Source organism: Pseudalkalibacillus sp. Hm43 (assembly GCF_054170705.1).
This window is the reverse complement of sequence record NZ_CM135129.1, coordinates 585,745-606,103: the sequence shown is the minus strand read 5'-3', so window position 1 is coordinate 606,103 and position 20,359 is coordinate 585,745. Positions and strand designations below refer to the sequence as shown.

The 20,359-nt window shown below is 43.1% G+C and carries 21 protein-coding genes; 19 read left to right on the top strand and 2 right to left on the bottom strand.

The window, feature by feature from the left end:
* Window positions 1-75 precede the first annotated feature (75 nt).
* The 4 genes from ACXQIQ_RS03240 (at window position 76) to ACXQIQ_RS03225 (ending at window position 2,109) form a co-directional block, all read left to right on the top strand.
* Window positions 76-729 carry a ribonuclease H family protein gene (locus tag ACXQIQ_RS03240; protein ID WP_439300170.1) on the top strand — a complete coding sequence of 218 codons (654 nt, stop codon included), beginning with the start codon at window positions 76-78 and terminating at the stop codon, window positions 727-729.
* Between the two features lie 66 nt (window positions 730-795).
* Window positions 796-1,320 carry a GNAT family N-acetyltransferase gene (locus ACXQIQ_RS03235; RefSeq protein WP_439300171.1) on the top strand — a complete coding sequence of 175 codons (525 nt, stop codon included), beginning with the start codon at window positions 796-798 and terminating at the stop codon, window positions 1,318-1,320.
* Between the two features lie 15 nt (window positions 1,321-1,335).
* Window positions 1,336-1,596, top strand: coding sequence for a hypothetical protein (locus ACXQIQ_RS03230; RefSeq protein ID WP_439300172.1), 261 nt, complete (start codon window positions 1,336-1,338; stop codon window positions 1,594-1,596).
* A 60-nt stretch (window positions 1,597-1,656) separates the two neighbouring features.
* Window positions 1,657-2,109, top strand: a complete 453-nt coding sequence (locus tag ACXQIQ_RS03225; RefSeq protein ID WP_439301945.1) for a hypothetical protein — start codon at window positions 1,657-1,659, stop codon at window positions 2,107-2,109.
* A gap of 386 nt (window positions 2,110-2,495) precedes the next feature.
* Here the strand turns inward: ACXQIQ_RS03225 and ACXQIQ_RS03220 are convergent, their stop codons facing one another.
* Window positions 2,496-3,401: a LysR family transcriptional regulator gene (locus ACXQIQ_RS03220; protein WP_439300173.1), complete on the bottom strand. Its 906-nt coding sequence runs from the start codon at window positions 3,399-3,401 to the stop codon at window positions 2,496-2,498.
* Window positions 3,402-3,593: 192 nt separating this feature from the next.
* Between ACXQIQ_RS03220 and gltB the strand changes: the two genes are divergently transcribed.
* The 15 genes from gltB to ACXQIQ_RS03145 all read left to right on the top strand — a co-directional run bounded on the left by gltB (window position 3,594) and on the right by ACXQIQ_RS03145 (window position 19,496).
* Entirely contained in the window at window positions 3,594-8,120 is a 4,527-nt protein-coding gene (gene gltB / locus ACXQIQ_RS03215) for a glutamate synthase large subunit (RefSeq protein ID WP_439300174.1), read from the top strand.
* A 14-nt stretch (window positions 8,121-8,134) separates the two neighbouring features.
* Window positions 8,135-9,616, top strand: a complete 1,482-nt coding sequence (locus ACXQIQ_RS03210; protein ID WP_439300175.1) for a glutamate synthase subunit beta — start codon at window positions 8,135-8,137, stop codon at window positions 9,614-9,616.
* Between the two features lie 76 nt (window positions 9,617-9,692).
* The gene (locus ACXQIQ_RS03205) at window positions 9,693-9,836 is read left to right on the top strand and encodes a hypothetical protein (protein WP_226548700.1); all 144 of its coding nucleotides are present in this window, start codon (window positions 9,693-9,695) and stop codon (window positions 9,834-9,836) included.
* Between the two features lie 115 nt (window positions 9,837-9,951).
* Window positions 9,952-11,223 (top strand): ergothioneine biosynthesis protein EgtB, encoded by a 1,272-nt coding sequence (gene egtB, locus ACXQIQ_RS03200; protein WP_439300176.1) that lies wholly within the window; start codon window positions 9,952-9,954, stop codon window positions 11,221-11,223.
* A 134-nt stretch (window positions 11,224-11,357) separates the two neighbouring features.
* Window positions 11,358-12,305, top strand: a complete 948-nt coding sequence (locus ACXQIQ_RS03195; RefSeq protein WP_439300177.1) for a S8 family peptidase — start codon at window positions 11,358-11,360, stop codon at window positions 12,303-12,305.
* Window positions 12,306-12,510: 205 nt separating this feature from the next.
* The gene (locus tag ACXQIQ_RS03190; RefSeq protein WP_439300178.1) at window positions 12,511-13,239 is read left to right on the top strand and encodes a nucleotidyltransferase domain-containing protein; all 729 of its coding nucleotides are present in this window, start codon (window positions 12,511-12,513) and stop codon (window positions 13,237-13,239) included.
* Between the two features lie 4 nt (window positions 13,240-13,243).
* The gene (locus ACXQIQ_RS03185) at window positions 13,244-14,104 is read left to right on the top strand and encodes a lipase/acyltransferase domain-containing protein (protein ID WP_439300179.1); all 861 of its coding nucleotides are present in this window, start codon (window positions 13,244-13,246) and stop codon (window positions 14,102-14,104) included.
* Between the two features lie 76 nt (window positions 14,105-14,180).
* A complete protein-coding gene (locus tag ACXQIQ_RS03180) occupies window positions 14,181-15,014 on the top strand; it encodes an aldo/keto reductase (protein ID WP_439300180.1) in 834 nt (277 codons plus the stop codon).
* Between the two features lie 73 nt (window positions 15,015-15,087).
* On the top strand, window positions 15,088-15,561 hold the full coding sequence (locus tag ACXQIQ_RS03175; RefSeq protein WP_439300181.1) for a glycine/sarcosine/betaine reductase selenoprotein B family protein: 474 nt from the start codon (window positions 15,088-15,090) through the stop codon (window positions 15,559-15,561).
* A gap of 75 nt (window positions 15,562-15,636) precedes the next feature.
* Window positions 15,637-15,828, top strand: coding sequence for a hypothetical protein (locus ACXQIQ_RS03170; RefSeq protein ID WP_439300182.1), 192 nt, complete (start codon window positions 15,637-15,639; stop codon window positions 15,826-15,828).
* Window positions 15,829-15,963: 135 nt separating this feature from the next.
* Window positions 15,964-16,869: an ABC transporter ATP-binding protein gene (locus tag ACXQIQ_RS03165; RefSeq protein ID WP_439300183.1), complete on the top strand. Its 906-nt coding sequence runs from the start codon at window positions 15,964-15,966 to the stop codon at window positions 16,867-16,869.
* Window positions 16,859-17,656 (top strand): ABC transporter permease subunit, encoded by a 798-nt coding sequence (locus ACXQIQ_RS03160; RefSeq protein WP_439300184.1) that lies wholly within the window; start codon window positions 16,859-16,861, stop codon window positions 17,654-17,656. Before ACXQIQ_RS03165 ends, ACXQIQ_RS03160 begins: the two co-directional genes overlap by 11 nt.
* A 15-nt stretch (window positions 17,657-17,671) precedes the next feature.
* Complete coding sequence (locus tag ACXQIQ_RS03155) at window positions 17,672-18,313, top strand: TetR/AcrR family transcriptional regulator (RefSeq protein WP_439300185.1); 642 nt, start codon at window positions 17,672-17,674, stop codon at window positions 18,311-18,313.
* A gap of 75 nt (window positions 18,314-18,388) precedes the next feature.
* Entirely contained in the window at window positions 18,389-18,997 is a 609-nt protein-coding gene (locus ACXQIQ_RS03150; RefSeq protein ID WP_439300186.1) for a DUF502 domain-containing protein, read from the top strand.
* The gene (locus ACXQIQ_RS03145) at window positions 18,990-19,496 is read left to right on the top strand and encodes a mismatch-specific DNA-glycosylase (protein ID WP_439300187.1); all 507 of its coding nucleotides are present in this window, start codon (window positions 18,990-18,992) and stop codon (window positions 19,494-19,496) included. Before ACXQIQ_RS03150 ends, ACXQIQ_RS03145 begins: the two co-directional genes overlap by 8 nt.
* A gap of 651 nt (window positions 19,497-20,147) precedes the next feature.
* Here the strand turns inward: ACXQIQ_RS03145 and ACXQIQ_RS03140 are convergent.
* A complete protein-coding gene (locus tag ACXQIQ_RS03140) occupies window positions 20,148-20,333 on the bottom strand; it encodes a polyribonucleotide nucleotidyltransferase (RefSeq protein ID WP_439300189.1) in 186 nt (61 codons plus the stop codon).
* Window positions 20,334-20,359: the final 26 nt, after the last annotated feature.

Sequence of the window (20,359 nt, the reverse complement as noted above, 5' to 3'; positions counted from 1 at the left end):
GTAAAATATTCATCCACATACATGAAGGAATTTTTTGTTTATGTAGGGAAGAATAGGTTCGAAGGAGGCTTCAACATGAACGTACGAATTGATTTTACATACCGAACGCCAAAGGGTCTAGAAACCCTTTTCCAATCCGATGAGATGAACGCGGACAAAGCGATAAAAATGGCAGAGGACTTAGAACGGACAGGACGGGTGAAGAACCTTTCGTTCATCGACTCTCAAGATTCTACATGGTCGGTAAAGGAATTAAAGGAATTTTTAAAAGGAATCGAAACGGAACCGCACAATATAAAGGTGTATTTTGATGGAGGATATGAGTTAGAATCCCGGCGATCCGGTTTGGGTTGTGTGATCTATTATGACCAAAGCGGAAAGTCTTTTCGGCTACGGAAGAATGCAAGTGTCGATGAGCTCCAATCCAATAATGAGGCCGAATATGCTGCGCTTCATCTAGCGTTGAAAGAACTTGAAAATTTAGGAGTGCATCATTTGCCTATTAGAATCGTAGGGGACTCACAAGTGGTCATCAATCAGCTGAATGGAGAGTGGGCCTGCTTTGAAGAAGAGTTGACCAGATGGGCGGATCGTATTGATCAAAAACTGAATCGGCTTGGACTTCAACCTGAGTATGAGCTCCTCTCCCGGAAAAAGAATCAGGAAGCGGATAAACTGGCTACACAAGCGCTGAACGGGGTAGAGATATCGAGTACCATAGAATTATAATCATTGGAAGGAAATGGAGAGTGCATAATGGAAGTTGTAGACAGGTTCATATAAGGAGGCGTTCAAGTGAATGCATACGTAGGGGAAAATATGAAAGTAAAAACAGCGACGATGGAAGATATCAATACAGTATTGGATCTGTTGGTTAACGCAGCTGAATGGATCCAAACGAAGGGTACGACCCAATGGGACTATTACCTGAACGACTTGGAAGGCAACACGCAAGAGGTAAAGGACTCTATCCGAAATGGGAGTACGTTTCTTTTTTACGAAAAGGAACGACCGATCGCGACCGCTACACTGGAATTAAAACCAAGTGAGTGGGATTTTGATATGTGGGAAGATGAAGCGAATGATCCTGTCGTTTACTTACATAGAGTCGTTGTACATCGAGATTTTGCAGGGGAAGGTTTAGGGAACCAAATCCTCGACTGGTCAGAAGACTATGTAAGAGAGTCTGGACTGAATACGATGCGCTTCGATTGTTTAGCAAGCAATGAAAGTTTAAATGCTTATTATCAGAAGCGTTATCCTTTAAAGGAAGTCAAAAACAAATTTGGTCAGCATTGTAAATATGAAGTGGAATTGTAGGAGTGGAGAGAACGAATGGAAAAAGAACTTGAAAAAGTGAGAAAAAGAACGGAGAAACGATTGGAGTACCACAGACGGAAAGGTTCTGCCTCGCGACCAATCAACAGTGCGTTGGATCACCTCGGACGCATCGAAGGTTATCCGACCAGAAATGTTGGTCGCATCAATATGAAGGGACTGCCTAAACCAATCCGCATCATAGGTTACATTTGGATCGGATTCATCGGCCTGATGATCATCACGTTGATCTATGTGAATATCCGGGATTGGTTGTAATAAATATTTGAAAGTAGCAGGCAACAATAGAGGAAAGACATAGTTGTGAGTGAGGTCTCCATGAAACGATTCATTGTCATCGTCCTGTTATTGAGTATATTCTTGTTTCCATTAGAAGCTATAGCCTTATCAATGCCTTGTTCCATGGTATTGAAACCAAACGAACCAGATCATCTGAAAAATGCTATGGGTAGTGCTTTAATCTATAAAGTGCAATTGAATCCCCCGAGCTTTGCCAGAACAAATATAAGCATTCTAGCAGTACATTTACCAGATCCAGCTTTCTTTGGTGATTACGATCGGTACGAAGGATTCGCTTACATACCAGAAGAAATCAGCTGGCGTTTCACTCTTTATCCAACACCAGAAGACGATGCACCCACTTGGGCTGGTCGAATTGGTTTAATTACAGCTGAAATGAAAAACGTGTTCGTTCAAGTTAGGTTATCTAACTCAATTACCAACAAACTAGGTCCAAGCGTACTATCGAATTCAATAGAATCGTGCATGTAATGGGTAGCGGTGTATGAGAATGGCTTTCTATCCTTCAAATCTGCAAATCCCAAAATGGAGGATAGAAAGAGGGGCTTTCTATCCTTCAAATCAGCGAGATCCCAAAATGAAGGATAGAAAGAGGTGCTTTCTATCCTTCAAATCAGCAAAATCTCAAAATGGAGGATAGAAAGAGGTGCTTTCTATCCTTCAAATCAGCAAAACCCCAAAATGGAGGATAGAAAGAGGGGCTTTCTATCCTTCAAATCAGCGAAATCCCAAAATGAAGGATAGAAAGAGGTGTTTTCTATCCTTCAAAACGGCAAAATCCCAAAATGAAGGATAGAACGCATCTACCACATCTAAATAAGGTAAAAGCTCAAAGCGCAAACGCTCTGAGCTTTCTTTCATTGTCCGAATCGGTTCAGCTTTTCATAGAATTCCTTTAAGAACTGGAAGAAAATCTTCTCGGATGGGGCGAGTTCCCGGTTTTGCGGAATGATGATACCGACCGTTCTTTTGACATTCGGTTCGATGACCTCAATCGCCACAGTATCTCGATCCGGTCGCTCATGTAAGGTGATCTCAGGGAGTAAGCTCACGCCAAGTCCAGCAGATACGAGCCCTTTGATCGTGTCCACATCTTCTCCTTCAAACGCAATACGTGGGTTGAAGCCGACCTGCTGACAAGCTCTCATTACTAAATCCCTCAGTACATATCCTTGCCGGAACATGACAAACGGATCGTGCTTCAACTGGCTAAGTCTCAAATGAAGCTCACCTGCCAGTGAATGCTGCTCAGGCAACAATGCCATGATTTTCTCGGTAAAAAAGATATGCCCCTTCACGTCATCCTGTTTTCCAGGAACCGGGGAGACGAATGCAAGATCAATATGCCCCTGGATGACGGCGGTCGTCAACTCGCTCACAGTGCCCTGACGGAGCTGAAAGCCGATTTGCGGGTGTTCTTTCCGAAAGGCGGAGATGACGGATGGCAATGTCTTCGCAGCTAAGCTGTTCGGAAAACCGAGCCGAATTGTCCCTGTTTCAGGGTTCAAGAACTCATACACTTCCTGTTTCGCTTTCTCGATTTCCAATACGGCCAACTGAGCACGCTCCAAAAAGATCCTCCCAACTGGGGTCAAACGGATGTTTCGTCCTTCACGGAAAAAGAGTTTCACCCCGAGTTCCTCTTCTAAGTTTGCGATTTGTCGGCTGACCGCAGATTGTGCAACGTGCAATTCGGCTGCTGCTTCACTGACATGCTCTATTTCCGCAACTTTTATAAAATACCTGATTTGTCTCAGTTCCATTATATCAACCCTTGTAAGCGCTTAATCTCAAAATGAGATCAATTCAATCTAATTTATATATTGAAAGCATAACAGAAAACCCATAACATTTAAACTAACCTTTTGTCAGAAATTTTCGAACGATTAGAGGAGTACTCTTTCAAGTTTAGGGGTATTCCTTTTTAAAAAATATAAGCGCTATGGGGTGATAGGATGATTCGAACAGGACTACCAGAGAAGCAAGGTTTATACGATCCCAAATATGAAAGTGACGCTTGTGGTATCGGTTTCGTTGCGCAAGTCGACGGGACTTCGACTCATAAAACCATTAAGGATGCATTGACGATCCTATGCCGGCTGGAACATAGAGGCGGGCAAGGAGCTGACCCTGACTCCGGAGACGGGGCAGGCATCATGATACAAATGCCGGATCAACTTTTCCGTAAAACATGGAATGAAACCCTCCCGAAACAAGGCGATTATGCAGTAGGGATGGTTTTTTTACCTCAAAAGGAGTCTTTGCGCCAACAGATCGAAGAAACGATTGAGCGTACTGTGAATGAAGAGGGACACCACTTCATCGGCTGGAGAACGGTCCCTGTAGATGAAACGATTGTCACCTCATCCGCGAAAGAAACGATGCCATACATCCGACAAATGTTCATTCGTAAACCGGATGACATTTTTACGAGCGAAAAGTTCAATCAATCCTTGTATTTGATTCGAAGGGTGATCGAAAAGCGTGTTATGGATTTGGACAATATCGGGAAAGGTCCATTTTACATTGCGAGCTTATCCCCAGATGCAATCGTATATAAAGGAATGCTAACGTCGTATCAGCTGGATCAGTTTTATTTGGATTTAGCGAATCCAGTGACGACCTCCATGTTCGGTATGGTCCACTCCCGTTACAGTACGAATACGTTTCCGTCATGGGAACGAGCTCATCCGAACCGCATGCTCATGCACAACGGGGAGATCAATACGATTACAGGGAATGTGAATTGGATGAAAACCCGTGAGTCTGCGGCTGTTTCCACGGTCTATGGGAAACGCCATGATGACTTGCTCCCTGTTGTGTCTGAAGATTCCAGCGATTCTGGAATGCTCGATCAGACCTTCGAGTACCTTGTCATGAATGGCCGTTCGTTGGCGCACACCGCCATGTTGATGGTTCCCGAAGCTTGGGATTTCAACGACCAGATGACGGATCCGGAACGAGCTTGTTTCGAGTATATGAGTTGCATCATGGAGCCGTGGGATGGACCGACAGCACTTGCATATACGAATGGCAAGCAGATCGGAGCTTCCATCGACCGGAACGGACTACGACCGGCACGCTACTATTTGACGGATGATAATACCATCATCTTTTCTTCAGAAGTAGGTGTGTTGGATGTCGAGCCAGATAAAGTCGTGAAGAAAGGACGATTGGCTCCTGGAGAAATGATTCTGATCGACCTTGAGAAAAACGAAGTGCTTCTAAATGAAGATGTTAAGCGTGAGATTGCGACGCAATATCCTTATCGCAAATGGCTGAACGAGTCTCTTGTCAGCTTGCATGCACAAAATGATGGCCCTCGCTTTGAAAAAATGATTGAAGGCGAGCTTTTGACCTATCAGCTTGCACACGGATATACAAATGAAGAGATCATGAAAAATATATTGCCAATGGTGAATGAAAAGAAGGATCCGATTGGGTCGATGGGGAATGACACGCCACTAGCGGTGCTATCTGACAGACCACAGCTATTGTTCAATTATTTCAAACAGCTGTTTGCTCAGGTGACCAATCCACCGATCGATGCCATCCGGGAAAAAGCGATCACCTCAACAACTTCTTACATTGGTGCGAAAGCGAATGTGCTGGATGAAGGTCCGCAACATTGTAAACGAATCCGGTTATATACACCTATATTGAAAAAAGAGGAGTTCGAAGAGATCATCCATAACGGGCGGAATGATTTCCGATCAACGAAAATCTCGACGTGCTTCACAGGTGAAAGTGCAACGATGGAATCAGCGCTGGAAAACGTGTTTAAACAAGTCGAAAGGTCGATACGCCAAGGTGTTTCCTTGATCGTTTTATCCGATCGAAAAATGGATGAGAATCGAGTTCCGATTCCATCGTTACTCATCGTAAGTGGACTCCATCACTACTTAGTGGAAAAAGGATTACGTACGAAGGCGAGCATCATTATGGAAACGGCAGAAGCAAGAGATGTTCACCAATTTTCGGTGTTGATCGGTTTTGGTGCAGACATGGTGTATCCGTATCTCGCCTATCGAACGATCCAAAGCTTGATTGATCAGGAACATGTGACCGATTACGACTACATGGAAGCCGTTGATCGTTTCAGAGATGCCGCTACTTCAGGGATCGTGAAAGTCATGTCCAAGATGGGGATTTCCACGATTCAAAGTTATCGTGGAGCTCAAACATTCGAAGCGATCGGGATTTCAGAATCCGTCATTTCAAAATACTTTAAAGGGACTTCTTCAAAGTTAGGCGGAATCGATCTCACTACGATTGCGGACGAATCGATCAAACGCCACCATACGGCTTACTTCACTTTGAATCCAACTCTTGAAGCAGGCGGAGATATGCAATGGAGAAGTACGGGAGAACATCACTCTTTCAATCCGAAAACGATCCATACACTCCAGCACGCTTGTCGAACGAACGACAAAGAGTTATATAAAAAGTTTTCCGAGCTTGTTAACACGGAGAAAGTGACCTATTTGCGAGATCTATTCGATTTCAATACCAACGATGTTCAACCGATACCGTTAGATGAAGTTGAGCCGGTCGAGGCAATCTGGAAACGGTTCAAGACTGGAGCAATGTCTTACGGTTCATTGAGTAAGGAAGCACATGAAATTCTCGCAGTCGCCATGAACCGGATCGGAGGTAAAAGTAATAGCGGTGAAGGCGGGGAAGACCCGGACCGTTTCATTCCTGACGCTAATGGTGACAGCAGAAAGAGTGCCATCAAACAGGTGGCTTCTGGACGTTTCGGCGTAAACAGCCATTACCTCTCGAGTGCTGAAGAAATCCAGATCAAAATGGCTCAAGGGGCAAAGCCTGGAGAAGGTGGGCACCTTCCGGGTAAAAAAGTACACCCGTGGATTGCAGAGGTTCGAGGATCAACACCTGGAGTCGGTTTGATTTCACCTCCACCACACCACGACATTTATTCCATTGAAGACCTTGCTCAGCTGATTTATGACTTGAAGCATGCGAACCCGAAAGCACGCATCAGCGTCAAATTGGTTGCCAAGACAGGTGTAGGAACGATTGCAGCTGGAGTGGCAAAAGGAAAAGCCGATGTCATTCTGATCAGTGGATATGAAGGTGGTACAGGTGCATCTCCAAAAACGAGCATCCGTCATGCTGGTTTACCTTGGGAGCTCGGTTTAGCAGAGGCCCATCAAACATTAATCCTGAATAATTTGCGAGATAAAGTCGTGCTCGAAACAGACGGAAAGTTGATGACAGGTGCAGATGTCTTGAAAGCCGCAATGTTCGGAGCAGAAGAGTATGGGTTTTCAACGGCTCCGCTCGTCGTACTTGGATGTATTCTGATGCGAGCATGTCATTTGGATACTTGCCCAGTGGGAATTGCAACTCAAAACCCCGAACTACGAAAGAAGTTCCTAGGTCAAGCGGATCATGTCGTCAATTATATGCGCTTCATCGCAGAGGAAATCCGAGAATTAATGGCACAACTCGGAGTGAGGTCTCTCGACGAATTGATCGGTAGAACAGAACTGCTGAAAGTGAATGATAAAGCACTGGAACATCCGAAAGCGCAGCACTTGGATTTCAATCCGCTATTATTGCAAACGGACCATGCTTGGAAAACGAAAAAAAGACCATATCGTACTGAATATAACGAGAACCACTTGGATGAGGCACATCTGATTCCTAAAGTGGAGCAAAGCTTATTGAATCACAAGCCGGTGTTCGTCAAGTCACCGATCCGGAACACGGACCGCGCTGTAGGTACGAGACTCGGCTATGCTGTGACTGAAAAACACGGTGCGAAAGGCTTACCAGAGGATACAGTCAATCTTACCTTTGAAGGATCTGCAGGGCAAAGTTTTGGAGCATTTGTTCCGAAAGGAATCACTTTGAAAGTTATTGGGGATGCAAATGATTATGTAGGAAAAGGATTATCTGGAGGTAAAATCATCATCGCACCTCCTCGTGCAAGCACGTTCCAACAAATGGAGGAAGTGGTGATTGGAAATGTCGCCTTATTTGGTGCAACATCCGGTCAGGTATACATCAACGGAGCAGCTGGTGAACGTTTTGCCGTACGGAACAGCGGTGCTCATGCTGTCGTTGAAGGCTTAGGCGATAATGGATGCGAGTATATGACTGGAGGCAGAGTCATCGTACTCGGCTCTATCGGTAAAAACTTTGCAGCTGGAATGTCAGGAGGCATTTCGTATATTTGGACTACTGATCGAAAATCTGTCAAAGCCCGATGTAATCCAGAGATGGTCCTTTTTGAAGACCTGGAGGATTATGAAGAGAGCCAACACATCAAACAAATGCTTCAAAAGCATGTCCAATATACCGGAAGTGCCCGGGCAAGGTACATTCTCAACCATTGGCAGGAAGCTGTGAGCCAATTTGTCAAAATCATCCCGGAGGAGTATAAACGGAAACTCCAACAAGATGATGACCGGAGAAAGAAAGCTTCAAATGGCACAGAAACATTGACCAAATAAGGAGGGAGCTCATCATGGGTAATCCAAAGGGATTTTTAGAATATGCTCGGAAAGACAATGAAGAGCGAAATCCGAAAAAGCGGATCAATGATTGGAATGAATATACAGAACGTCATGACGAGAAAGATTTGAAACAACAAGGTGCCAGATGCATGGATTGCGGAACCCCTTTCTGCCATACAGGTATGGAGTGGGGCAGATCCTCGATCGGCTGTCCAATCAACAATCTGATCCCAGAGTGGAACGAGCTGGTGCACCAAGGGAAATGGAAGCAAGCTTTAGATCGTCTGGAGTTGACGAACAACTTTCCTGAATTCACAGGTCGGGTGTGCCCTGCTCCGTGTGAAGGATCGTGCGTGCTCGGTATCAACGATGACCCTGTGACGATCAAATCAATCGAAAACGAAATCATTGAGCGCGGGTTTGATAATGGATGGATTCAACCTGAACCTCCTTCTTCCCGTACAGGGAAACGAGTTGCCGTCATTGGTTCAGGTCCTGCAGGATTGACCGCTGCTGACGAACTGAATAAAGCCGGACATCTGGTTACGATCTTTGAAAGAGAAGACCGTCCTGGCGGTCTCCTCATGTACGGGATTCCGAACATGAAATTGGAAAAGAGGACGATTGAACGACGAATTGATCTTCTTGAAAAAGAAGGGATCGAGTTCAGGTTGAACACAGAAATAGGAGTGGATGTCAGCCGGGAAGAGTTACAGAAGGAATTTGACGCCGTCGTAATCTGTACAGGGGCTCAACAACCGCGTGATATACCGATAGAAGAACGCGAAAGTGAAGGCATTCATTTTGCTATGGAGTACCTGACGGAATCGACGAAATCATTGAATTCGAAAACCGAACCGAGCATTTCAGCAGAAGGGAAAGACGTCATTGTCATTGGCGGAGGAGATACAGGTGCAGACTGCGTTGCAACCGCATTACGCCAGAAATGTAAAAGTGTTGTCCAGTTCGGAAAGCATCCTGAACTTCCAAAAGAACGGGCTGAAGATAATCCATGGCCGCATACGCCAATGACCTTTTCCTTGGAATATGCGTATGAAGAAGCTCATCAACAATTCAAAAACGATCCTCGTAAATATGAAATTTTGACCCAATCGTTCAAAGGGGGAGCAGACGGAAAAGTATCATCATTACGGACGATGCAAGTCAAGAAGGAAAACAAGAACGGTGAACTTGTGACGGTTGAAATCCCAGGTACTGAAAAAGACTGGGACGCACAGCTCGTATTGATTGCAATCGGGTTTACAGGACCGGAAAAAGAAATCTTGGACCATTTCAACTTGAAAGCGACGGAACGAGGGCTCGTCTGGACGGAAAAAACAACTTATAAGACGAGTGTAGATGGCGTATTTGCAGCTGGTGATGCCCGAAGAGGTCAAAGTCTTGTCGTATGGGCGATCCGTGAAGGACAGGAAGCTGCGAAAGAAGTACACGACTATTTGATGAGTTCTAAGATGTCAGCTGTTTCCGTTTGATGGGATGATAAAACAGTTGTTCTATGGGCAACCTGTTAATATGACCACCTAATTTCTCCAAGGAGGTGCCCGTCCTATGGGAAGAGGCAAAAACTTTGAGCATAAGCGTCAGGGAACCATCAATCGACCACCGAAAGGATCGAAAATTGCTCGCGAAGAATTCGCCAGAGATGAACCGATCGACTTACAAAAACAAGAAGACGAAAAAAACGAACGATAAATTGAAGCTGAGCCAAACAGGTTCAGCTTCTTTCGTTTTTCAGTTGTTTGCAGGATTCTAGATCAGGGAAAAGAAGAGTATATTTTGTGTAGTACATTTGAGAGGAGAGAGCGAAATGTCTGTCATAAATCATCAAACAACCAAGCTCTTACAGCAGTATAAACAAATTCGAGGTTTCTCCAAGCAAATCGTTTCTCCATTGGAAATTGAAGATTTCGTCATCCAGGCGATCCCTGATGTGAGTCCGCCAAAGTGGCATCTTGCCCACACGACCTGGTTTTTCGAGACCTTCATCCTTGTTCCATATTTAGAGAGCTTTACAAGGTTCAATGATACATATGATTACTTGTTCAATTCTTATTATGAGACTCACGGGAAGCCGTATCCAAGGCATGCGAGAGGTTTATTGGCTAGACCGTCTGTGAATGAGATCTTCCAATACCGCGATTATGTCGATGAACAGATGACCCGCTTACTTGAAGGATGTGATACGGATACCTGTGATCGGATCCAACCGTTGCTTGAGATCGGATTGCAGCATGAACAACAGCATCAAGAGTTACTCGTTACAGACATCAAGTATAATTTCTCCATCAATCCTTTGAAGCCAGTCTATCAACAGCCCATTCCCAATTCAAAAACGGTTGCGCCCACACTGGAATGGGTAAGTTTTGAGGAGGGGATCGTTGCAACGGGTCATTGTGAAGATGAAGGATTTTCATTCGACAATGAGCGACCAATCCATAAATCCTGGCTGGACAGCTTTGCCTTAGCGAACAGGCCCGTTACAAATGGCGAATACATTTCCTTTATGGAAGAGGGCGGCTATGAAAAGCCTGAATATTGGCTATCTGAAGGATGGTCGATTGTAAAAGAGGAACAATGGGAAGCCCCGTTATATTGGGAGAAAAAAGATGGGGAATGGTATTTGTTCACACTATCAGGTATGCAAAAGGTGGATGAAGACGAACCTGTTACACACATCAGCTTTTATGAAGCAGATGCGTTCGCACGATGGGCAGGGTACAGGCTTCCGACTGAAACGGAATGGGAGCATGCTATGAAGAATCAGAATGTTGAAGGAAACTTTGCCGATCAAGGTTACTATCATCCCACAGCAGAATACAACGATCAAAGTAATCGTATGATGAAAACGTTCGGAGACGTTTGGGAGTGGACCTCAAGCCCGTATGTTCCATATCCGAGGTCTAAACCTTTGGAAGGAACATTAGGGGAATATAATGCAAAATTCATGTGTAATCAGATGGTATTAAGAGGAGGTTCTTGTGCCACCCATTCCACTCATATGAGACTGACATATCGGAATTTCTTCCATCCGGATAAGAGATGGCAATTCAGCGGTCTTAGGTTAGCAAAAGACCTTTGATTTACAAAGGGGTTGATCCAAAAAGGATTCAGCCCCTTTTTCCTGTTCTATGGACAAGACACCATACCGTTTTCCTTTCACTTGAATCTAATAGGTATATGAGCAAAGTGATTTGAGTGTAAAGGAGATTAAAGATGTCAGATCTACATTGGTTCCCCTCTCAAATGGTGAATTCAAACGTTTTACGACGGGAAGTACCTTATGGTGTTGATATGATCAACGCCAGAAAGATGTGGGATCTTGGATATAGAGGAAAAGGAGTTACTATAGCGGTATTGGATACAGGATGTCAGCCAGATCATCCAGATCTCCAAGGCCGAATCATCGGCGGTCGTAACTTTACTTCCGATCATGGTGGCGATCCAACGGACTATTCCGACAACCACTTCCATGGTACCCATGTAGCTGGAACAATTGCAGCCAACTTGAACGGATTCGGGGTCGCAGGTGTTGCACCAGAAGCCCAATTATTGGTCTTGAAAGTCATACCCGCAAGCGGCGCAAGCTCTTATGAGAATTTGATCCGTGGTGTCCATTATGCCATCAATTGGAGGGGACCGAACCGAGAAAGAGTTCGGGTCATTTCCATGTCGCTTGGTGGACCAGCTGATGATCCCAGACTCCATGCAGCTGTCAAAAGGGCAGTCGCAAAAAATATACTGGTCGTGTGCGCAGCTGGAAATCTTGGGGATGGACGGGCATATTCTTTTGAACGAACATATCCAGGGTATTACCCTGAAGTCGTTTGCGTTGGAGCAATTGATGAGAAATTGTACCCAGCTGGTTTTACCAACACGAATGATGAAATTGATCTAGTAGCTCCAGGAGTGAACATCACATCCACATACATTAACAGTAAATACGCTAGATCCTCCGGTACATCTATGGCAACACCTCATGTAGCCGGTGCAGCGGCATTACTGATCCAAGGATATGAATCCCAATTAAGAAGAAGGTTGACCGAAAGGGAAATCTACAATCTCCTGATGAATAACACCCAAAGGTTGGATTTTGATCGTGTTTCCGTCGGGAGGGGCGTATTGGATTTATCGAAAGGTATTCAATCTAGAAAAAGTAGTTGAAAAATGACCCCAGATGAAAAAACATTTCTCTAGGGTTTTTTTATTTTCATCCACACAGAAAGATTCCATAACGAGATGTCGACTACTATGATCTTAAGCATGGTCAGGAGGGATTGATTTGATGATTGTCGAAAGGAAGGGAGTGAAAAGGGACATTACAAATGAAATGTAAAAACATTTCCAATGAAAGTGAGCGTATACATTCATGGATCGATTATCGCCATTAGAAACTGCACAAAAACTGATTGATACACATTATTCAAATTGCCAAGGTGCCTTACTGGCAGGAAGTGTTGTCCGAGGTGAAGCCACACCGTCATCTGACCTGGACGTGGTCATTTTTGATGATAGCATTCTCGCCTCTTACCGCCGATCATTCATATTTCAAGGTTGGCCAGTTGAAATATTCGTACATAACCTCTCCTCTTATCAGCAGTATTTTCAATCGGATTGTGACAGAGGTACTCCTTCTATGCCAAGGATGGTTGCAGAAGGAGTCGTCATTCAAGATAAAGGAGTCCTACAAGCAATAAAGGCAGAGGCGAAAGGGCTTCTTGAAAAAGGACCGACACCTTGGAGTCAAGAAACGATCAACATGAAGAGGTATTTTATTACGGATCTACTTGATGATTTGATCGGTCGTCCAGATCGATTCGAACAAATATTCATCGTCAATACGTTGGCCGATCGTCTACAAGAATTTCTACTTTGGACGAATGGGAGATGGGTCGGCAGCTCGAAATGGTCTTATCGCGCTTTGAAACACTATGATAAAGGCTTTGCGAACACGTTCATGAACGCATTTGATCAGTACTATAAAACGAATGATGACAGCAAGATCATCGACCTAGCAGACACCATTTTAGAGCCACATGGTGGAAGGTTGTTCGATGGATTCCAACTAGGAAAAACGGAGAAGAAACGAGAGAGGTGATTCCATGAATCAAAAGATTGGCATTGCAGTCATACATGGAGCTGGTATTCAGAAAGAAGATTTTGCTGAAATCCTCATTACACGCTTGAAAGAGCAAATCATCGAAAAGGCGAAAAAGGATAAATACGACCTTTCCATTGATGACTTTGCGTTTATACCTATCTACTGGGCGACCGTTTTCAATGATCGTGAAAAAGAGTTGTGGGAAGCCCTGAATAAAGGAGGACAACTTGATTTCAGTACTTTGCGTAAATTTATCATTGAATTTTTAGGAGATGCGATCGCTTATCAACCGACCAGTGATCAGTTCCAAAACTATGAACGGGTCCATGAAGTATATTTTCATGCATTGAAGCGTTTGAATGAGCAGGTCGGGGATCAAGCACCACTTGTTGTAGTCGGTCACAGTCTGGGGACAGTCATTACAAGTAATTTCTTCTATGACCTCCAGAAAGAAAAAGATCAATTGCCATATGTACGTAATTGGCTTCGTGACGCAACGCCTCTTATGAAAGGTGAAACACTGTCAGCTTTCATATCTTTGGGCTCTCCTCTTGCATTATGGAGTTTACGTTATGCTGACTTCAACAGACCGATTCAAGTGCCAGCCAAGCCGTTTCAGAGGCACTTTCCGGATGCAAAAGGAGGATGGTGGAATATTTTTGATAAGGATGATGTACTCGGGTATCCTCTGAAAACACTCAATAAAGCTTATGAACAAGCGGTGGTCGAAGATCTTGAATTCAATACTGGCAATCTCCTCACGAGCTGGACTCCGTTATCACACTTCCAGTACGTAAAAGACGACAATACGATTTCATTTATCGTTGACCGACTTCTAAAGTTACACCGTTCCATCCAATAAAGAGGTGTAAGCAAATCGCTTACACCTTTTTTGAATTTCCCATATAATTGCGATATATCCATTAAAGGAGTGATCCATGTTGATTACGAAAATCCAAGACACAGTACAATTACATAATGGAATTGAAATGCCGCGCTTAGGGTTCGGTGTATTCAAGGTCGAAGAAGGCTCTGAAGTCATTGATTCTGTTAAGACTGCTTTAGAAGTTGGATACCGTAGCATTGATACAGCTGCCATTTATAAAAACGAGGAAGGTGTAGGTCAAGCAATCAAGGATGCGAATGTTCCTCGTGAAGAACTGTTCATCACGACAAAAGTATGGAACAAAGATCAAGGATACGAAAGCACTTTGAAAGCGTTTGATGAAAGCCTTGAAAAATTAGGACTCGACTATGTCGATCTCTATTTGATTCATTGGCCTGTAGAAGGTAAGTATAATGATACATGGAAAGCGATGGAGAAACTTTATGAAGATGGGCGTGCGAAAGCAATTGGCGTATGTAACTTCAATGTACATCACTTAGAGGATTTGATAAAAGATGCGAACATCAAGCCGATGGTCAACCAGATCGAATTCCACCCGAAATTGACCCAAAAAGACGTACGCGCTTTCTGCGACAAGGAAAACATCTTGGTGGAAGCATGGTCTCCGCTCATGCATGGTAAATTACTGGATCATCCAACATTAAAAGAGATTGGTGAGAAGTATGGGAAGTCACCAGCACAAGTCATCCTTCGTTGGGACTTGCAACATAACATCATCACCATTCCTAAATCCGTAAATCCATCAAGGATCCGCGAAAATTCCGAGCTGTTCGACTTTATACTTACGGATGATGAAATGAAAAAGATCGACCAATTGAATGAGAATGAACGGTTCGGTCCAGATCCGGACAATTTCGATTTTTAAACTTAAATAAGTTATGGTCGGCACGCCATTGGGAATACTTTTCTTGCAACCTACAATTTGAAGAGGTGATCGTGTGATCGAGAAAGTGGAAAAAGCGGTTCAGGAACGCTGGGTACCTTCGTTCAAGTATGAGCGGAATGAGCCCGGTGCTTTTGCAACATTGAACAAGCCGATTGAAGAAGCTAAAGGGGTCATCATTACAACGGGTGGCATTTATGTGAAAGGACAACCTCCTTTTCAAGACCATTATGGTTTGGGAGACCCTTCGTACAGAGAAATACGACATGATGTGGACTATGATCAACTTTCCATCGCCCATGAGCATTATGATCACTCGAAGGCGAACGAAGACCGCAATGTGGTATTCCCGCTAGAAATGTTAAAACACCTAAGTGAAGAAGGTTCTATCGGATCAGTAGCGGATGTCCATTATTCATTCATGGGTTACGTTCCAATTCCACATCCTCTCAAAACGGTGACTGCAAAGGAAGTAGCTGAAAAATTACAGCTGCAACAAGTGGATTTTGCTATTCTGGTACCGTCCTGACCAATCTGTCAACAGACGGCCGGTCTGGTCGCACGTACAATTGAGGAACACGATATTCCGACGGTTACTTTGACTATGGCAAAAGAGATCGCCGAGATTGTAAAGCCTGCTCGTTCACTGTATTCCAGGTTTCCTTTCGGAAGCCCTGTTGGTCAACCGAAGAACATCGATCAACAAAAAGCGGTGTTAAAAGCAGCTTTACAACTTCTTACAGATGCAAAAGAATCGGGTACGATCCAAGATTCCGACATCTCATATAAAGGGTAAAAGCGTAGGAGGCTGTCTGAAATGGGAAACCATTTTTGGACAGCCTTTTCTCTTTATGTGGTTATTGACCACATGGTCAAATCGGTATATACTTAATATTGACTAGGTGGTCAATCAATTGAAGGGGGTCTTGAAATGAAGGTTATTGAGATGGATCATCTCACGAAGTACTATGGAAAACATCAAGCCGTCTCGGATCTAACATTCAGTGTGGAAGAAGGAGAGGTCTATGGTTTCATAGGTCCGAATGGTGCAGGGAAAAGTACGACGATCCGTACGTTGTTGAACTTCATCTTTCCAACGAGTGGATCAGCAAAGATTTTCGGGAAAGACATTGTGACTCAATCGATGGCCATTAAACAAGAAGTGGGATATCTGCCTTCAGAAGTCCATTTCTATGAAAACATGAAGGTGAAAGATCTCCTTCATTATTCTGCAGGGTTTTATCAAAATAAATCGTATAAAAAACGAATGAATGAACTGACAGAGCGTTTGGATTTAGACGTTCATAAAAAATTCGAGGATCTTTCATTCGGTAACCGTAAAAAAGTAGGAATTGTTCAAGCCTTAATACATGAACCGCGACTCCTGATCATGGATGAACCTACTGGCGGCCTCGATCCATTAATGCAGCATACCTTCTTTGATCTGTTGATGGAAGAAAAGAAGAAGGGAGTAACCATCTTCTTTTCATCGCACATCTTAAGTGAAGTACAAAAAATGTGCGACCGTGTAGCCATCATTAAAGAAGGGAAATTGATTGCGAACGATACGATTGAAAATCTGACGAAAAATCAGTTCAAGAAAGTGAGCATCCTCCTTTCAGAAGGTCAAACCCTGAATTTAAATGTAGATGGTATCATCCAACAAGAACAACTTGGTCTTACGTTGACGATTCTGTTCAGAGGCGATATACATGAACTGATCAATGCATTAAGTAAAGAAGATTATCGAGACGTTGTAATAGAAGAACCCTCACTGGATGAAATTTTCATGCATTTCTATGAAACGGAGAATGGAGGGATGGAAGATGATCTTTAAGCAAGAATTGAAATGGAATTTCAAATCATTATTGATCTGGTCGGTCATCCTTGGAGGCTTAGTCTTCTTGATGATGCAGATCTATCCTGACTTCGCCAAACAACAGGGCAATCTGGAAGCATTATTAGAAGCCTATCCTGAAGGAATCAAAAAAGCATTCAATATGGATCAGTTGAGTTTGGGAACTGTATTAGGATTCTATGCGATTGAAGGTTATATGCTTATTACTTTGATCGGTAGCATTTATGTCGTTCTCTTGGCTGGAAATATGCTAGCGAAAGAAGAAGGAGAGAAGACGATTGAATTCCTTCTATCCAAACCGATTTCTAGAACGTCTCTCGTTACCCAAAAAATGCTCGTTATCATCGTCAATGTCGTTTTGTTCAACTTGTTTGTTTCATTGATCAATTTAACAGGGTTCATGCTCGTTGATGATGGCACGTTTGAATTTTACCCATTCGTGTTGATGTCAATCGCTCCAATTCTCTTGCATTTAACTTTTGCATCCATCGCATTCCTATTATCAAGTATTTTTAGAAAAGGACGTCAGATTCTATCGATTACGGTAGGATTGGTTTTCATCACCTATTTTCTGCAGGTGATTTCAAGCGTTTCGGATAAACTCGAGAACTTGAAATACATGAGTCCATTCGTATATGTGGATGCAGCAGATATCATTACGAATGAATCCATTAAGGGACTATACCTAGCGATCATGTTATCAATAATGATCATCTGTACAATCAGTACGTACTTGTATTACCGTAAAAAAGATATCGCCGTCTAAAGTGGGAGGTTCCCAATGAACCGTACATTCGAGAATTTACCAGAAGAGAAGAAACAACAAATCATCAAAACGTGCATGGCAGAGTTTGCAACGAACGGATATGAAAACACTTCAACGAACAAGATAACGGAAAAAGCAGGAATCTCGAAAGGCTTGCTTTTCCATTACTTCAAGAATAAAAAAGGTTTGTATTTGTATCTTTTGAAGCAATCAGCTGATATCGTGCATGTTCAGATTTATGAACGATTAAAAGACCTACAAGAGGAGGATTTCTTCGAACGCATCAAGAAAACGGCGATCATGAAGATGGAGACATTTTCAAGGTATCCCGATGAGTATCACGTGTTATTGAAGTCCTTCCTGGATACACCTAAAGAGATTGAAGCTGAAATCGCAGCTTTGTTCAAAGAGATTCAACAACAGGCGATTGAGCAGAATCAAGCGCTTTTGTTCGCCTACTTGAATGAGTCTGATTTACGTGAAGGTCTCACTGTACCCTTTGTATTGGAATATGTCATGACGGTGATGGAGCAATTCAATCGGTCCATTCTGCAACAATATAAAGGTCAGGAAGAGGAATTATTGGAACATCCCGACCCTTTATTGAATCGGTTGAATCAGTACATCGATGTCATCAAACACGGTGTTTATCGTTAAAAATGCTATAATAGATGAAGCTAAGGGAGTGACAGTCATTTGTTGCTCCTATTTCTTTATCTTTGGAGGTATAGGATGAAAGCATTTGCGAAAAATTTTCTGAACGGAATCGTAACTGTGGTTCCTATCATACTGGTCATCTATGTCGTGATTAAAGTTTTTGAATTTCTGGACAACATTCTTGGACAGACATTCAGAGGGATTTTACAAGAAGATTATGTTCCTGGTCTAGGGTTGCTCGCTTCCATTCTTTTGATTACACTGCTAGGTTGGTTATCTAAACAATATATAAGTGGAAAAGTAGTCGAACTGCTTGATAAGTGGTTGGATCGCATTCCTCTAGTGAAGAGTTTATATTCCATTATTAAGGATACGCTCCAGTCATTTGCAGGAGATAAAAAGTCATTCTCCAAGGTGGCGTTGGTCTATATACCTGGCACAAATATGAAAGCCATTGGCTTTGTAACGTCTGAAGAAGTTGATTCGATTGCCGATCCATTAGTCGATCATATAGCCGTATACGTACCACAAACCTTCCAGGTGGCTGGTATGACATTCCTTATTCCGAAAGAGGAAGTTGAAATATTGGATATGAAGGCAGAAGATGCTATGAAATTCGTATTATCTGGTGGAATGAGTGTCAGAAAGAACGAACGGAGAAAAGAAGGGGATACACATGCTTAACCCTGTACCCGATATTCTTGATGACGATCTGAACATTATCTTTGTAGGCTTCAATCCTAGCATACGTTCCAGCGAAACGGGTCATAATTACGCTAATCCGAATAACCGGTTTTGGAAAATCCTCTATCGATCTGGTTTGACGGACCAATTGCATAAGCCTGAAGATGGGCGAAAATTCATCGATCTGTATGGTTATGGATTCACGAACATTGTTTCCAGACCGACAAAGGAAGCTGCAGATATTACGAAAGAAGAGTATGTAGAAGGTAAGCTCCAACTAAATGAAAAGATTCAACAATATAAGCCAAAAGTCGTATGTTTCGTTGGGAAAGGCGTTTATCAACAATACAGCGGCAGAAGAAAAGTAGATTGGGGCTTCCAGGAAGAGTCGGTTGTGCCTGGTGTGAGAGATTTCGTTGCTCCTTCATCTAGCGGTCTTGTAAGGATGAAACTAGACGAAGTGGTCTCTATTTATGAACAACTTTCAACAAAGTTTTGAATCAATGAAAAAATATTGTCGCCTCGGAGTTTACGTTCACTGTAGAACGGATACAGTATAGTAACATACTGTTGGAGGCGTATAAGAGATGGCTAAAGAGTCCGATCAAAACCTAATTGAATTATGTATGGAATGTCGTGACCTCTGCGAAGATTGGCTCAAACGCAGCAACATCCAGTCATCTGATGAATCGATAGATGAATGCTCGAGACTGATCCTTGAATGCTATGATATATGTGCTTATACCGCATTAACTTTACAACGAGAAACTCCTTTTTCGAAAGAAGTTTGCCAGCTTTGTGAATTGATCTGTGAAGCATGTGGTAATGAATGCAAATCCCATCCGATCTCTTCAGAATACAATTTGACTGAAATCTGTTACGAGGTAGCAGAACGCTGCAGGCAGAGATTATACTGACATAAGAAAATTTAAAAAACAGAGCCGACGAAGCGTCGGCTCTGTTTTTTTTGTGAATGGAGGGTTGTGTGCGTGGGCACTTCGCAGGAAAAATGATGATTATAAGCCAAATTCTGATATGATTATCCTAATTTAGAATTTATAAGCCGAATCCGTTCCTCACCATCATAATAAAAGAGGCTGATTTCAAAAGGGAGAAACTCCTCTTGATTCAGCCTCTTCGTTATAACGACTTACACTTTCACATCCACTCGATGTCCGGATGTTGGGTGTTGAACCTGCTGTTGTGCTTCTTGAAAATCTTTCAGCATGACTGTGGATTGGGCAGCTTGTTTAGCAAGATTTCCATCCAACAAATTCATATTCAACGTATGGCGTAATTGTTGCAAATTGCTCGCCATGAATGATGAAAGTTCCATTCCGTTCTACACCTCCAATGCAAGAC